This window comes from Solibacillus sp. FSL R5-0449, assembly GCF_037975215.1.
GTDB lineage: Bacteria > Bacillota > Bacilli > Bacillales_A > Planococcaceae > Solibacillus.
The window spans coordinates 2,910,486-2,925,937 of record NZ_CP150239.1 but is presented as its reverse complement, the minus strand read 5'-3'; the positions used below and the strand labels follow the sequence as shown (position 1 = coordinate 2,925,937).

Annotated in this window: 17 protein-coding genes; all 17 read left to right on the top strand. The window is 42.4% G+C overall.

Annotation, left to right across the window (positions count from 1 at the left end; all coding sequences use genetic code 11):
- Window positions 1-9 precede the first annotated feature (9 nt).
- The 17 genes from lgt to MKY27_RS14575 all read left to right on the top strand — a co-directional run bounded on the left by lgt (window position 10) and on the right by MKY27_RS14575 (window position 15,301).
- On the top strand, window positions 10-882 hold the full coding sequence (gene lgt / locus MKY27_RS14655; protein ID WP_339173439.1) for a prolipoprotein diacylglyceryl transferase: 873 nt from the start codon (window positions 10-12) through the stop codon (window positions 880-882).
- A 326-nt stretch (window positions 883-1,208) separates the two neighbouring features.
- Window positions 1,209-1,850 (top strand): pyrophosphatase PpaX, encoded by a 642-nt coding sequence (gene ppaX, locus MKY27_RS14650; RefSeq protein ID WP_339173436.1) that lies wholly within the window; start codon window positions 1,209-1,211, stop codon window positions 1,848-1,850.
- 2 nt (window positions 1,851-1,852) lie between these two features.
- Entirely contained in the window at window positions 1,853-2,383 is a 531-nt protein-coding gene (locus MKY27_RS14645) for an acyltransferase (RefSeq protein WP_339173435.1), read from the top strand.
- Between the two features lie 260 nt (window positions 2,384-2,643).
- Window positions 2,644-3,804, top strand: a complete 1,161-nt coding sequence (locus MKY27_RS14640) for an ATP phosphoribosyltransferase regulatory subunit (protein ID WP_339196022.1) — start codon at window positions 2,644-2,646, stop codon at window positions 3,802-3,804.
- Window positions 3,805-3,808: 4 nt separating this feature from the next.
- Window positions 3,809-4,432, top strand: a complete 624-nt coding sequence (hisG, locus tag MKY27_RS14635; protein WP_008406420.1) for an ATP phosphoribosyltransferase — start codon at window positions 3,809-3,811, stop codon at window positions 4,430-4,432.
- A gap of 14 nt (window positions 4,433-4,446) precedes the next feature.
- Complete coding sequence (hisD, locus tag MKY27_RS14630; protein WP_339196021.1) at window positions 4,447-5,727, top strand: histidinol dehydrogenase; 1,281 nt, start codon at window positions 4,447-4,449, stop codon at window positions 5,725-5,727.
- A complete protein-coding gene (gene hisB, locus MKY27_RS14625) occupies window positions 5,727-6,320 on the top strand; it encodes an imidazoleglycerol-phosphate dehydratase HisB (protein WP_339173426.1) in 594 nt (197 codons plus the stop codon). The genes hisD and hisB overlap by 1 nt, the downstream gene beginning before the upstream one ends.
- Window positions 6,317-6,937, top strand: a complete 621-nt coding sequence (gene hisH / locus MKY27_RS14620; RefSeq protein WP_339196020.1) for an imidazole glycerol phosphate synthase subunit HisH — start codon at window positions 6,317-6,319, stop codon at window positions 6,935-6,937. Before hisB ends, hisH begins: the two co-directional genes overlap by 4 nt.
- Window positions 6,931-7,689 carry an imidazole glycerol phosphate synthase subunit HisF gene (gene hisF, locus MKY27_RS14615; RefSeq protein ID WP_339196019.1) on the top strand — a complete coding sequence of 253 codons (759 nt, stop codon included), beginning with the start codon at window positions 6,931-6,933 and terminating at the stop codon, window positions 7,687-7,689. Before hisH ends, hisF begins: the two co-directional genes overlap by 7 nt.
- Window positions 7,686-8,303, top strand: coding sequence for a bifunctional phosphoribosyl-AMP cyclohydrolase/phosphoribosyl-ATP diphosphatase HisIE (gene hisIE / locus MKY27_RS14610; protein WP_339173420.1), 618 nt, complete (start codon window positions 7,686-7,688; stop codon window positions 8,301-8,303). The genes hisF and hisIE overlap by 4 nt, the downstream gene beginning before the upstream one ends.
- A 370-nt stretch (window positions 8,304-8,673) precedes the next feature.
- A complete protein-coding gene (locus tag MKY27_RS14605; RefSeq protein WP_339196018.1) occupies window positions 8,674-10,200 on the top strand; it encodes a tetratricopeptide repeat protein in 1,527 nt (508 codons plus the stop codon).
- Between the two features lie 76 nt (window positions 10,201-10,276).
- Window positions 10,277-11,221 (top strand): thioredoxin-disulfide reductase, encoded by a 945-nt coding sequence (gene trxB, locus MKY27_RS14600; protein WP_339196017.1) that lies wholly within the window; start codon window positions 10,277-10,279, stop codon window positions 11,219-11,221.
- A gap of 329 nt (window positions 11,222-11,550) precedes the next feature.
- On the top strand, window positions 11,551-12,021 hold the full coding sequence (locus MKY27_RS14595; protein WP_339196016.1) for an 8-oxo-dGTP diphosphatase: 471 nt from the start codon (window positions 11,551-11,553) through the stop codon (window positions 12,019-12,021).
- A 14-nt stretch (window positions 12,022-12,035) separates the two neighbouring features.
- Window positions 12,036-12,917, top strand: a complete 882-nt coding sequence (gene rapZ, locus MKY27_RS14590; protein WP_339173413.1) for an RNase adapter RapZ — start codon at window positions 12,036-12,038, stop codon at window positions 12,915-12,917.
- A 4-nt stretch (window positions 12,918-12,921) separates the two neighbouring features.
- Window positions 12,922-13,899: a YvcK family protein gene (locus MKY27_RS14585; RefSeq protein WP_339173411.1), complete on the top strand. Its 978-nt coding sequence runs from the start codon at window positions 12,922-12,924 to the stop codon at window positions 13,897-13,899.
- Between the two features lie 49 nt (window positions 13,900-13,948).
- Window positions 13,949-14,890, top strand: coding sequence for a DNA-binding protein WhiA (gene whiA, locus MKY27_RS14580; RefSeq protein ID WP_339173409.1), 942 nt, complete (start codon window positions 13,949-13,951; stop codon window positions 14,888-14,890).
- Between the two features lie 153 nt (window positions 14,891-15,043).
- Window positions 15,044-15,301: an HPr family phosphocarrier protein gene (locus tag MKY27_RS14575; RefSeq protein WP_339173406.1), complete on the top strand. Its 258-nt coding sequence runs from the start codon at window positions 15,044-15,046 to the stop codon at window positions 15,299-15,301.
- Window positions 15,302-15,452: the final 151 nt, after the last annotated feature.

Below are 15,452 nucleotides of genomic sequence, written 5' to 3'. Positions count from 1 at the left end.
GAGAAGTTTATGGTTACAAATTTATTAGCAATTAACCCGGTGGCATTCCATTTAGGACCAATACCGGTGAACTGGTACGGAGTCATTATCGGCTTCGGAATTGTCGTTGCCTACTTTCTGGCACAGAAAGAGTCGGTTCGCCGTGGGTTAGATCCGGAATTTTTCGCCGACCTGCTCATTTGGGCAATACCGATTTCAATTTTATCAGCCCGTGTGTATTACGTTGTGATGAAGTGGGACTACTATAGCCAGCATCCGGGCAGTATCATTCAAATTTGGAATGGCGGTATTGCGATTCACGGTGCATTGATCGGGGCGTTTATTACAGCATACATATTTACGAAAAAGCGCAAAGTGAGCTTCTTAAAACTGGCCGATATTGCAGCACCGAGTATTCTCGTTGGTCAAATTATTGGACGATGGGGCAACTTCGTAAACCAGGAAGCTTATGGCGGCCCTGTAACACGTGAGTTTTTGGAAGGTCTGTTTTTACCGAACTGGCTGATCGAACAAATGTATATTCGTGAAGACGGAAACTATGTACACCCGACATTCCTGTATGAATCATTATGGAACGTAGTCGGCTTAGTCATCTTGCTGTTTGCCCGCAAGTTAAACTGGCGACGAGGGGAAATGTTTTTCTTCTATTTAATCTGGTATTCAATCGGACGTTTCTTCATCGAAGGCTTACGTACAGATAGCTTATACTTAGTAGGCGATTTACGCTCAGCCCAAGTCGTTTCAATCATCGGTATTACAGTCGGCATCATTGCCATCGTTTATCGCCGCATGAAAGTAAAACCGGTTATCCACTATTTAGATGACGAAAAACCTGTTGCGACTAAAAATAATAGTAAAAATAAGAAGAGTAAGAAGAAATAATTTTAGTAAGATGTTAAATAAGTAAACGAAATAAATAAAAAAGTTGGTTGATTGGAATGGAGGGGAGTCGAGTGTAGCTGACGGCAAACGCCTTTCGCTACAAACTGCGTTTCCTGCGGGAATAGCGTGAAGCCTGAGACTAGGAACAAAAGCTAAGAACGCCACGTCCTGTGGCAACGCTTTTGTGACCAACATCCTGTTGGCCTCACGCCCGCGGAAAGCGTACTCCTCGGAATGGAAATCAACCTCCTATTATGTAGGGAAATAAATAGTTAACACCGTTTGCATTAGTGCGAGCGGTTTTTTAAAAGGGAGCATTCTTCGGTATGAAAACAAAGGCATTGCTGTTTGATTTTGACGGCACATTATTAAATACAAATGATTTAATCATCCAGACGTTCATGTATATTTTTGACGAAAAATTTCCCGGGCAATATTCGACAGAAGACTGTCTGAGATTCATCGGTCCGTCATTAAAACAGACGTTTGACGAATTAACACCGGGCGAAACCGAAGTAATGATCGGGAAATACAAAGAGTGGAACGCACTGAACCATGACCGTTTAGTAACAAGCTATGATGCAGTAGTCGAAACATTGGAAGAGCTCCACAATTTAGGCATCAAACTGGCGATCGTTTCAACAAAAGCAAGAGAAAGCCTTGCCCGCGGTTTAAAAGTACTTTGTGCGGAACAATTTTTCGATGTCATTGTCGGTTTTGATGATGTGGAACATGTGAAGCCCCATCCGGAACCGGTTCTATTAGCACTCGAAAAGCTGGGTGTCCGTAAAGAAGAAGCGATCATGATTGGCGACAATTCGCATGATATTGAAGGCGGGAAAAATGCAGGGGTCCGAACAGCGGGTGTTGCGTGGTCTGCTAAAGGAGTCGACTATTTAATGTCGTATGAACCGACTTATATGCTTCATCATATGCGTGATTTATTGGATATTGTGAAAGGGGAGTAGGCATGCGCAGAACAGAACGCTACAAAGTTCAAGGTGCGAATTCATTATGGAAAGTTTATAATACGGTTTCTTTTTGGAAAGTGATGAAATGCTTTATCGTTATCCAAATCGGACGGGTTACCCCGGTAATGGCCTGGAAAAACTGGCTGTACCGCTCATTTTTAAAAATGAAAATCGGCAAACAGGCATCTCTGGCATTGATGGTCATGCCGGATTCCATGTTTCCGGAGCGTATTTCAGTCGGAGATAATTCAATCATCGGCTTTAATACGACAATTTTAGCGCATGAGTATTTAATTGAAGAATACCGTCTTGGTGATGTCGAAATTGGCAGCAATGTTATGGTTGGCGCAAACTCGACGATTTTACCGGGTGTGAAAATAGGTGACGGGGCAATCGTTTCTGCGGCGACACTGGTGCATAAAGACGTACCGGCCGGCGCAATGGCAGGCGGCAACCCGATGCGCATTATTTTCACGGCGGAACAAATGGCAGAACGAAAAAAGAATGATACGCCGGTTTGGCAAAATTAAATGTAGCATACCCATCTCCAATTAACGCGGTGATGGGTGTTTTTTTATGTCTTTTCCGTCACATAACTGAATTTGGCAAAAGTTGATGTATAATATGAAAATATATCAGAAAATTAAATCAACTAAATATTTGTGTGAATTCATTGACTACGGTAAAAAGTAGCAGTAAAATACTTTCATACACTAGTGATTTAACACTCTAGTATACTAAAGTGTAGTATACAGAATTTAACCAAGTATAAAAATTAGGATGTGTGAAAATGTCATCGATTAAAATGTTTGAGAAACCACTTGGAATGCGTGATACATTACCGGAAATTTATGAAAAGCTCGAATTAATCCGCTCGACAGGACGAGCAATGCTACGTGAGCGCGGCTATGATTTTATAAAAACACCATCTGTTGAATATTACGATACGGTCGGGAAAGCATCTGCAATTTCCGATGCCCGACTTTTTAAATTGGTTGATAGCCAAGGGAATACCCTTGTACTGCGACCTGATATGACAACACCGATTGCCCGTGTTGCAACATCAAAACTACTGAAAGAGAAAATTCCGCAACGCCTAGCATATTTTGCCAATGTGTTCCGTGCACAGCAGCGTGAAGGTGGGCGCCCCGCTGAATTCGATCAAATGGGAATTGAACTGATCGGTGACAATTCCGTATATGCCGATGCAGAAGTGATCATGACGGCAATCGATTTAGTGAAGGCTTATCAAATTACAGATTTCAAAGTAACGATCGGACATGCAGGCGTATTGAGCTGCATTTTGAAGGACTATACTGAAAGTGATGCACAGGCAGATGATTTAAATGATCTCCTTGTACAACGAAATTTTGTCGGATTTGAAGAAGCGGTACTGGCATTTGATTTGCCGAAAACAAAATCCGATGCACTGTTAGCCTATATTGCGGATGCAATCAGCTTGCCTTCAATTGAAGCAATCGAAAAATATGTGCGCAAAAATGATGCGCTTGAATATATGCGAAACTTGGCAAGAATATTGGATGCTGCCGGTTATGAGGAATACATCGCATTTGATTTCACCTTATCAAGCCATATGAGTTATTACACAGGGATGTTATTTGAAGTGTTTGCTTCAGGTAGCGGATTCCCATTAGGAAATGGCGGACGTTATGACGGCTTAATGCAGCATTTTGGTTCACAGGCCGGTGCAACAGGTTTTGGTTTACGTGTTGACCGTGTATTTGAAGCAATGCCGAAAATCAACGTCGACAAAGATGAAGTGCTTGTATTGTTCACAGCTGAGCGTTTTTCAGAGGCATTACAGGCAGTTCAGCAACTGCGTGAACAAGGAAAGCAAGTAACTTTCCAATCCTATGAAGGCATCGAAAATATCGAAGCATTAAAAGCTCACTTTAAAATCGTTAATGAATACAATAGCAGGGAGGCATAATCAAATGACACAGCTAACAATTGCGATGCCAAAAGGCCGTATTTTTGAAGAAGCTTATGAAATGTTGCTGGAGGCTGGCTTTAACCTTCCTGAAGAAGTGGAAATGTCGCGAAAACTTATGATCGAAATACCGGAGGAAAACATCAGCTTCATTTTAGCGAAACCGATGGACGTGCCGGTTTATGTCGAGCATGGGGTTGCGGATATCGGAATTGCGGGTAAAGATGTATTACTTGAGCAGCGCCGAACAGTCCATGAGCTGCTCGATTTAAAAATCAGCGAATGCTATATCGCTTCAGCAGGATTGCCGAATACAACGATTAATGAAATTGCGCCGCGTATTGCGACGAAGTATCCGAATATTGCGATGAAGTATTACAAAGGAATCGGCGAGCAGGTTGAGATTATTGAGCTGAACGGATCGATTGAGCTGGCACCGATGATTGGCCTGGCTGATCGCATTGTCGATATCGTTTCAACGGGTCGTACATTGAAGGAAAACGGCTTAGTGGAATATGAGCATATTGCCGAAGTTTCATCGCGTTTAATTGCGAATCCTGTAAGCTATCGCATGAAGAGTGACCGCATTCAAGATTTAGTGACACGCTTGAAAAAATGTGTGAAATAAGAGGGGCCAACGAGATGAAAATAACAATTTTGGATAACGATATTTCTTTAAAACGCCAACTCGAGCAAGGCAATGAACAACAGCTGCAAACAGTACGTGAAGTCATTCAGGATGTACGTACTAAAGGTGATGAGGCGATTAAATATTACAGTGAAAAGTGGGACGGTTTTGCACCGGAAAACTTACGCGTAGCCGAAAGTGAAATCGTTGAAGCGGTTAAAAATTTTGATTCGCAATTATACGGTGATTTACAGGAAGCAGCAGATAATATTTATCGCTATCATAAGGAACAAAAACGTACGGGATTCAAGTTGCCATTAGAAGACGGGTCGTATTTAGGGCAACGAATTACACCGCTTGATGCAGTTGGATTGTATGTACCTGGTGGATCGGCAGCCTATCCTTCTTCTGTATTGATGAATGTCATCCCGGCGCAAGTTGCGGGAGTAAAACGCATCGTCATTACATCACCAGCAGGAAATGACGGGAAATTGCCGGAAGCGGTACTCGTTGCAGCACATATTTTAGGTGTGACGGAAATTTACAAAGTAGGCGGTGCACAGGCGATTGCTGCATTAGCATACGGTACGGAAACGATTGCCCCGGTTGATAAAATTACAGGTCCGGGCAATATATTCGTCGCATTGGCGAAGCGTGAAGTATTTGGTGAAGTAGCAATTGATATGATTGCCGGTCCATCTGAAATTTGCATTTTAGCAGATGAAAGTGCTTATGCCGATGAAATTGCTGCTGACCTGCTATCACAGGCAGAGCATGACACTTTAGCATGTGCGGTTCTGATCACAACTAGCGATGACTTGGCGGATGCGGTTGCAGATCAGGTCGAGATTCAATTATCAAAACTGCCGAGACAGTCGATTGCACGAAAATCGATTGAAAATTTCGGTCATATATATGTAGCGGAATCTATGAAGGAAGCGGTACGTGCTGTGAATTCATTGGCACCTGAACATCTGGAAGTGATTACGGAAGATGCCGAAAAGGTTTCGGAAATGATTACACATGCCGGTGCAATTTTTATCGGCCGCTATAGCTCGGAGCCGGTAGGAGATTACTTTGCTGGTACGAACCACGTATTACCGACGAACTCAACAGCGCGTTTTGCTAGTGGCTTAAATGTCGATGATTTTATTAAGCGCACGAGCGTTGTTTATTACAGCGAGAAAACTTGGCAACAAAATGCGCCGAAGATTGCACGCCTTGCTCGACTTGAAGGGTTGGAAGGACATGCAAGAGCGGTAGAATCGCGCGGCTGGGATAAAGGAGAAGAATAATGACACGTTTTGCAAAAATCGATCGCGATACAAATGAAACAAAAATTAAAGTAGAGCTCAATTTAGACGGTACAGGTCAAGCCGACATTAAAACAGGTGTTGGCTTTATGGACCATATGCTCGATCTCTTTATTAAGCACGGACTGTTTGACGGTAAAATACTGGCGGATGGGGATACTTGGATTGATGATCACCATACGACAGAAGATATCGGAATTGTGTTAGGACAAGCTTTCCGTGAAGCATTGGGCGATAAAAAAGGAATCAAACGTTACGGCACGGCATTTGTACCGATGGACGATGCGTTAGCACAAGTTGTCGTTGACTGCTCAAACCGTCCGCATTTGGAATACCGCGTTACACCGGAGCTCAATGCGAAGGTAGGCAACTTTGATACAGAGCTTGTTCATGAGTTTTTATGGAAGTTTGCACTGGAAGCACGCATTAACCTGCATGTCATCGTTCCTTACGGCCATAATACACACCATATTATTGAAGCGATTTTTAAAGCAACGGCACGTGCATTGGATGCAGCGGTAGAAATCGATCCACGTGTAAAAGGTGTGCCATCAACAAAGGGGCTGTTAACGTGAAGATAGGTGTAATTGATTATGGAATGGGCAATCTGTTTAGTGTCGAACAGGCACTAAAACGATTGGATGTACAAGTCATTGTTTCAAGCGAGATTGGACAGTTGGAAGCAGCAGATGCTTATGTGCTGCCGGGTGTAGGCGCATTTCCGGATGCGATGAAGCGCCTGGAGGAAACGGGGCTCATCAATTTCATTCAAACAACGAAAAAGCCGCTGCTTGGCATTTGCCTTGGCATGCAGCTGATGTTTGAAGAAAGCGATGAAGTAGCGCAAACGAAAGGTCTTGGCATTTTCAAAGGACGTATTCAGCGCTTTACGAATGTTACACGTATTCCGCATATGGGCTGGAACGAGCTGAAGTTAAACCAAACACCAGCATGGTTAAGTAATGAAGACTTGCCGCAGGAACGTCATGTCTACTTTGTTCATTCGTACTATGCGAGCGGCATCGATGACATGGAACTGATCGCCTCAGCTGACTATGAACAAGTTCAAGTGCCGGGCATCGTGGCAAAAGATAATTTTACAGGTATGCAGTTCCATCCAGAAAAGTCGGGGCCGTTTGGTGTGTATTTATTGACGGCTTGGACACAGGGAGTGAAAGAGGGCGTATGTTAACAAAACGAATTATTCCATGTCTTGATGTAAAAGAAGGACGTGTTGTAAAAGGGGTACAGTTTGTAGAATTGCGTGATGCAGGCGATCCTGTAGAGTTAGCTAAGTTTTATGATGAGCAAGGCGCCGATGAGCTTGTATTTCTTGATATTTCCGCTTCGCATGAAGGCCGGGAAACGATGGTCGATGTTGTCCGTCAAACTGCTGCAGCATTGGCGATACCGTTTACAGTAGGCGGCGGTATTCGAACAATCGAGGATATGAAGCGCATTTTACGTGCAGGTGCCGATAAAGTATCGGTCAACACTTCAGCTCTGGAACGCCCGCAGCTTATTAAAGAAGGCGCGGATTATTTTGGGGCACAATGTATTGTGTGTGCAATTGATGCGAGGTACAGTGAAGAAGACGGAACATGGATGGTCTACACACATGGCGGCCGCAATAAAACAGCATGGACGGCAGTTGAATGGGCGAAAGAAGCGGTACGGTTAGGTGCCGGAGAAATCCTCCTTACATCGATGAATCAAGACGGAGAGAAATCAGGTTTTGATCTTGCATTAACGAAAGCGGTACGTGATGCGGTAACGGTTCCTGTCATCGCGAGCGGCGGGGCAGGCAATGCCGAACATTTCCGTGAAGTACTGCAGGATGTTGATACAGATGCGGCACTGGCAGCGAGTATTTTCCACTATAAAGAAACGAGCGTAGCAGAAGTGAAAAGCTACTTAAAAGAAAAAGGGGTTCGTGTACGATGAACGTAAAATTTGATGAACAAGGCTTAATTACAGCCGTAGTACAAGATGCACAGTCAAAAGAAGTATTAACAGTAGCTTATATGAACGAAGAATCACTGCAAAAAACGATTGAGACGAATGAAACTTGGTTTTATTCACGTTCTCGCCAGGAGCTTTGGCATAAAGGCGCAACGAGCGGCAACACGCAAAAAGTAGTTTCAATCAAAACAGACTGTGACAAGGATGCACTTGTCATTGAAGTCATCCCAGCTGGTCCGGCCTGTCATAACGGAACAACTTCATGCTTTACTGAAAGCTTGGTAGAAAATGAACGTCCAGGCTCTGTTGCCATTCTTCCGCAGCTTGTCGAAGTGATTAAACAACGTGAAATCGATATGCCTGAAGGGGCGTACACAACGTATTTATTCGATAAAGGGATCGATAAAATCTGTAAAAAAGTCGGCGAAGAGGCGACAGAAGTTGTTATCGGTGCGAAAAACCGTGACGCAGAAGAAGTGAAATGGGAATCAGCCGATTTACTTTATCACTTATTAGTTCTTCTTCAAGAGCAAAAGGTCAATGTTTATGAAGTACTCGATGTACTGCAAAAACGTCATGAAGGAAAGAAACAATAATCAAGAACAAATGCGCTAAAGCGCCCGTTCAACTCCGACAGACATTGGAAGGCCCGACGCAAAAGTAAAAGCACCACCACTTTTGCAGGAGGGACTGAAATGGCCGAGGAGTTGGCGCTTTAGCCTAGACGGGACAGCATTTTATTTCTAGATTATTCAAAATGTCAAGATCTAAAATTTCCTTAACAAAAGAAAAATAACACCGCTTTGTCAGACATGTTTTTAGTACATATGTGCCGGATATGCTATAATAGTAAGAATTGATTAAGGGACCACACCTGTGCGTTCCTTATTTCTTTGTTTACAAACAAATGACCTGCGTATTTGATGATATAGAATGTATTGAACGGAATGACTCGGAGGAATTTTATTGGAAAATAAACGTTTAAAATCAAAAGCTACTAATGTCGTGTCGTTTGTTCCGAATGGTGATTATTATTATAAGAAAGCTTTGAAGGCAATTGAACGAGACGAAATGGATAAAGCATATAAATATATTAAACGCGCGGCGGATTTAAGTCCGGATGACGCGCACGTGTTACTGCAGTACGGAATTCTGGAAATGGAACTGCAAAATTTTGAGCATGCATATGAGTTGATTCACACAGCCTATAGTTTAGAGCCGAATGAATCTGAAATCATTTTCATGCTGGCGGAAGTGTCGGGCTGTATCGGTCATATTGCGGATGCCCAAAAATACGCAGCACAATATTTAGAAATGGAACCGAATGGCGCCTATACGGAAGATGCCTCCGAAATATTGGAGTTTGTCGACTATGTGGGCGAAGAAATGGATGACATGGATGAATTTGATGGGGCGAAGCATGTGGCACAGGAAAAGGCCCGCCGCTATATGGAGCAGGGAGATTTTAAAACGGCAATCGAAATGCTGGAGCAACTTATTGAAGAGTATCCAGACCTTTGGAATGCGTATAATAATCTGGCGTTGGCTTATTTTTATGTCGGAGAAGCGGAACAGGCACGTGCACTTTTATATCGAGTGCTGCGTGAAAACAAAGGCAATCTTCATGCACTTTGCAACTTGGCCGTGTTTGCTTATTATGAAAAGAGCAGTGAAGAGCTGAACGAAATGGTCGGATTACTAAAGAAAATCCAACCGTTCGATTGGGAAAACCGTTACAAGCTCGGCGCGACATTTGCGTTAATCGGGCAATATGAAGAGGCTTACAAATGGCTGCGTTCAATGAGTAAAAAGGGATATGATGGAGAGCCTGGCTTTTATTTCTGGCTTGCCCAGTCTGCCTACTTCTCAGGACACGAAGCCACTGCAAATGAAGCATGGAAAACGCTTATTCAGCTAGATCCGTCAAAAGAAGGAATGGAGCCGTGGGCAAATGGTGAAGGTTCGATTTTACGCAATTCCGCGGAAAATCACCGGGATTTCATCATTCGTCAGCTAACAGATGAGCATCAGTCCAGCCGGTTATTCGGCATGTTTTTATTGAAGCGGTCTGCCCATAAACAAGAAATTGTGGCACATCCTTCACTTTTAAATGTCTCGAATTTCACAGCGATTGAAAAGCTTTGCCTGGCATATGCACTGGACTATGATTTCAGCAAAGGCAGCAAGGAAGAACAGCAATTCCTGCGCTTTATGGAAGTTGCCGAACTGATTACAGAAACGAATGATTCGATTTCATTGGAAGTGGCGCAAGTGTTAAGTACATGGTTTGCGCTTGGGGAAATTGCATTCGAACAAGGCTATGCATTCAAAAATCGCGCGGCGCTTGCTGCTGCTGTTGAATATTCTTTCCATACGGCATTGGAAAACAAAGTGACGAAAAAAGCAGTTGCGGGCAAATATAATATTTCGACTGCCACATTATCGAAGTACAATGATGAGTTATATGAATTTGTACCATCGGACTTTGAATAGGCAGTAAATTTGTATTTACCCAAGCAATCTTATACGATAAAACTATATAAAAGGTATACGCAAGAGGAGGATCTTCATGTCAGAAGAAAAAATTTATGATGTAGTCATTATCGGAGCAGGTCCAGCAGGTATGACTGCTGCGGTATATGCATCACGCGCTAACTTATCAACATTAATGATTGAACGTGGGATTCCCGGCGGACAAATGGCAAATACAGAAGCAGTGGAAAACTACCCTGGTTTCGATACTATTTTAGGGCCTGAGCTATCGACGAAAATGTTTGAGCACGCAAAAAAATTCGGTGCTGAATATGCTTACGGTGATGTAAATGAAATCATCGATGGTGATGAATACAAAATTATCGTTTCAGGTAAAAAACAATATAAAACACGCACAATTATCATTACTACTGGTGCAGAGTACAAAAAACTGGGCATTCCTGGCGAAACAGAGCTTGGCGGCCGCGGTGTAAGTTACTGTGCTGTATGTGATGGCGCATTCTTCAAACAAAAAAACCTGATCGTTATCGGTGGGGGCGACTCTGCTGTTGAAGAAGGTGTTTACTTAACACGCTTTGCGGATAAAGTAACAATCGTACACCGTCGCGATAAGCTTCGTGCACAAAAGATTTTACAAGATCGTGCGTTTGCCAACGAAAAAGTAGACTTCATCTGGAATTCAACTGTGAAAGAAATTCATGAAGTTGACGGTAAAGTAGGCAAAGTGACGTTAGCTTCAACAGTTGACGGTACAGAGTCAGAAATGGAAACAGATGGCGTATTCGTATATGTCGGCATGCTTCCATTAACAGCACCATTTGCTTCACTGAATATTTTAAATGATGCAGGCTATATTGTAACAAATGAAAAAATGGAAACAGCAATTCCTGGTATTTATGCTGCGGGCGATGTTCGCGAAAAAATGCTGCGTCAAATTGTAACAGCTACAGGTGACGGCAGTATTGCAGCTCAATCTGCTCAACATTACGTAGAAGAAATCAAAGAAAAAATAAATCAATAATTCTTTAACATAAATGTAATCATATCGTTACAAAATAAGGGTATACTAAAAGTGGAATTTGTTTTAACCCCCTTATATTTTTATCCTAAGGTTGTTTCAAGCGGTTTACGCTGAAGCAACCTCTTTTTTATGGCTTTCCTGCATAAATGCTGGCATTATAAATGAAACGCTTGCTTTTACTGAATGCATAGGACAAGGTATAATAGAAATAAGCTTTAGAAAAACACAATTCGCTTCACGTATAGCGAAATTGTGTCTTTACTTATGTGGAATTCGTGAAATATTATATATTCACTTATCCATTAAATGAAAAAGTTGAGGTGTTGTGTATGCAACGTATTACAAATTTACTCGCTATTAAAGATGGTCAAGTATTATTGCTGCAAAAGCCGAGAAGAGGCTGGTTTGTGGCACCAGGTGGAAAAATGGAGCCAGGAGAGTCCATCTATGACTCCGCTATACGCGAATTTCAGGAAGAGACGAATTTAACACCAAAAGACGTTCATTTAAAAGGCGTATACACAATGGTTATCAAAAATGGAGATACTGTCGTCGATGAGTGGATGCTGTACACATTTATTGCAACAGATGTTGAAGGAACACCATTTGTCGAAACACGGGAAGGCATTTTAAACTGGTATGAAATTGATCGTTTAAAGGATCTTCCGATGGCAGCAGGTGACCGTACGAATTTATTATTTGCAGCGTTAAATAAAGGTACGCAATATGGTACATTTGAATATACAGAGGATTTTGAGCTGATCAGCGAAAAAATTCAAAACTCGATGGAACAAAACTAGAGGAGATGAAATAAGTGGCAAGTTCGAGCTATACACATGAGTTAGTAATTATTACAGGAATGTCAGGGGCGGGCAAAACGGTAGCCGTTCAAAGTTTTGAGGATTTAGGTTATTACTGTGTAGATAATTTACCTCCGGAGCTTTTAACTACTTTTTTAACGCTAATGAAGGGTTCCGAAAAAAAGATTTCACGTATGGCAGTTGTGATGGATTTACGTGGGAGAGAATTTTTTGGCTCATTGATCGAATCGCTCGACGCACTACTGGATGAAGAAGATATTTTACTCCGTATTTTATTTTTGGAATCCGATGATGCCACATTAGTTCGCCGCTATAAAGAATCACGCCGATCACATCCGCTTGCACCTCAGGGATTACCGCTGGAAGGGATTCAGCTGGAGCGCGAATTGCTCTCTGAAGTAAAAGGGCGCGCCAAATCAATCGTCAATACTTCCAAGTTAAAGCCACGTGAATTACGTGAACGTATCGCCCAGGAGTTCAGCAATATGAGCAGTCCTACGTTTTCATTAAACATTATGTCATTTGGATTTAAGCATGGGCTGCCGATTGATGCTGATTTAGTATTCGATGTTCGTTTTTTAAAAAATCCTTACTATGTTGAAGAGCTGAGACATAAAACAGGGCTACAAACAGAAGTTTCCTCTTACGTATTGGCAACGGAAGAAACACAACAGTTAATTGCCAAACTGACTGACCTGTTCACTTTCATGATTCCCCATTACCGTAATGAAGGCAAATCACAGCTTGTCATCGCTTTCGGCTGTACGGGCGGTCAACATCGCTCTGTTACACTGGCTGAATACTTCGGGAAGCTATTGGCGAAAAATGATCAAGTCATCGTTACACATAGAGATATCAATCATAGGAAGGATTAATGAAATGAAAAAAAAGAGAACAAGAATCGTCGTAATTGGCGGGGGGACAGGCCTTTCTACAATTTTACGCGGTTTGAAGCAGCATCCTTTTGATATAACGGCTATCGTTACGGTTGCTGATGACGGTGGCTCTTCTGGCCGTTTGCGGGATGACTATGATATCCCGCCGCCAGGAGATGTGCGAAATGTAATTGCCGCACTTTCTGACGTAGAGCCGTTAGTCGAGCAAATGTTTCAATACCGCTTTTCCCAATCAAACGATTTAGGCGGTCATTCGCTCGGGAACTTAATGTTGACGGCTTTGACGGAAATTACCGGTGATTTTAACCATGCGATTGCTGAAATGAGCAAAGTACTGAACGTGCACGGAAAGGTCATTCCAGCAGCGAATAAAAAGGTTACGTTACATGCCGAATTGGCGGATGGGTCAGACGTGATAGGCGAGTCGAAAATTCCTTCAGGCCAGGCACCGATTAAACGGGTATACTTGGAGCCAAGTAATCTCAAACCTTTACCTGCTGCAGTTCATGCGATTGAACGGGCAGATTTTATTTTGATTGGACCAGGCAGCCTTTATACGAGCATCATTCCGAATCTATTAGTTAAAGGAATCGGGCAGGCAGTTGTTCGTGCGAAGGGTGAAAAGATTTACATTGCGAATTTAATGACACAGCAAGGTGAAACGAGAAACTTTACTGCGTCGAAACATATTGAGGCGATCCATGAACATGTTGGCGAAGCGTTTATCCAATCGGTACTGATCAATGAAAAGGAGCTGCCTCCTTCGATTTACGAAAATTACCGTGAAGAAAATGCCGAACCTGTAAAGTTTGATATTGAAAGATTGCAAGAAATGGGCATCACTATTATTCCAAAAGAGATTGCCCTTATTGAAAATGGAACAGTACGTCATGATGCGGTAAATCTCGCGGAATGGCTTTGTGAATATACATTACAGAAAAAACAAACAACGCAAGAATAGTAGTATGAAAGAAACACTACATAGTTGCTGGGAAAGGGGGAGCGAATCCATGTCATTTGCATCTGAAACAAAGAAAGAACTGACGCAGGTAGAAGCGGGTGATAGCAGTTTAAAGGCAGAAGTATCTGCCCTGATACGGATGAACGGTTCGTTAAGTTTTGCGAATCGCCAAATAAGCTTGGACGTACAAACAGAAAATGCGGCAATCGCACGTCGGCTTTATACAATTGTGAAGAAGCTTTATCCATATAATGTCGAGTTGCTTGTGCGGAAAAAGATGCGTCTTAAAAAGAACAATGTGTATATATGCCGTGTTCGGGAAGGCGCACGTGAAATTCTTGCGGATTTAGAAATTGTCTCAAATTCATTTGAGTTTAATCATACGATCGCGAAATCTATCATACCGAAAGAGAATGAACGCCGTGCTTATTTACGTGGTGCCTTTTTGGCAGGAGGCTCGGTGAACAATCCGGAAACCTCTTCCTACCATTTGGAGATTTATTCTTTATATAAGGAGCACGGGGAAGCGTTGGCTGAGCTGATGAACCGGTACGACTTAAATGCGAAAACAATCGAACGTAAAAAAGGTTTTGTCACGTATTTAAAAGAAGCCGAAAAAATTTCGGATTTTATGAATTTAGTCGGTGCTGTACAGGCAATGCTAAAGTTTGAGGATGTGCGGATCATTAGAGATATGCGTAACAGTGTAAACCGTATCGTAAACTGTGAAACAGCCAACTTAAACAAAACAATAGGCGCGGCGTTGAGGCAAGTGGAAAATATCCGCTATATTGATAATGCGGTAGGCCTTGATCAGCTGCCGGAAAAACTGCGTGAAATTGCACGCCTTCGTGTGGAATATCAGGACGTGACATTAAAAGAGCTCGGTGAAATGGTTTCAACTGGCGTTGTCAGTAAATCAGGCGTCAATCATCGTCTGCGCAAAATCGATGAAATCGCGGATGCGCTCCGTCGTGGAGAAAGTATTTAACTTCACATAAAGGTGCGGAGCAAGTACATCAAGGTATAAAAGAAAAAATTGGGAACGATTTCATAAAAGATGTTTCCAATTGTTGTTCTTTTCGGACAATTTCGTTAAGATAAACTTAAAGCGATGAACGGTTGTGAAAGGGAGAATTTCAACATGATTGAAAAACAAGTAGAAGTAAAGTTAAAATCGGGCTTACAAGCAAGACAGGCCGCTTTGTTCGTTCAAGAGGCAAATCGTTATAAAGCAGACGTCTTTTTACAAAAGGATACGAAAAAAGTAAATGCAAAGTCGATCATGGGCATTATGAGCCTGGCTGTTGCTAAAGGCACAGTTGTTACATTATGGGCAGACGGCCATGACGAAGAAAAAGCAATCGACGCACTACAACTTCTAATTGAAAAAGCGGATTAAAACAAAAGAGCTAGCATAAAAGTAAAAATTTCATTGGTAAGGAAAAAATCCTTGTTAAGAAACGGATATTTTGGAAAATTGATTGGAATGCAGGGCGACTCCTGCGGGAATAGCGTGACGCCTGAGACTACAGGCTCAGGCCACGCCCGCG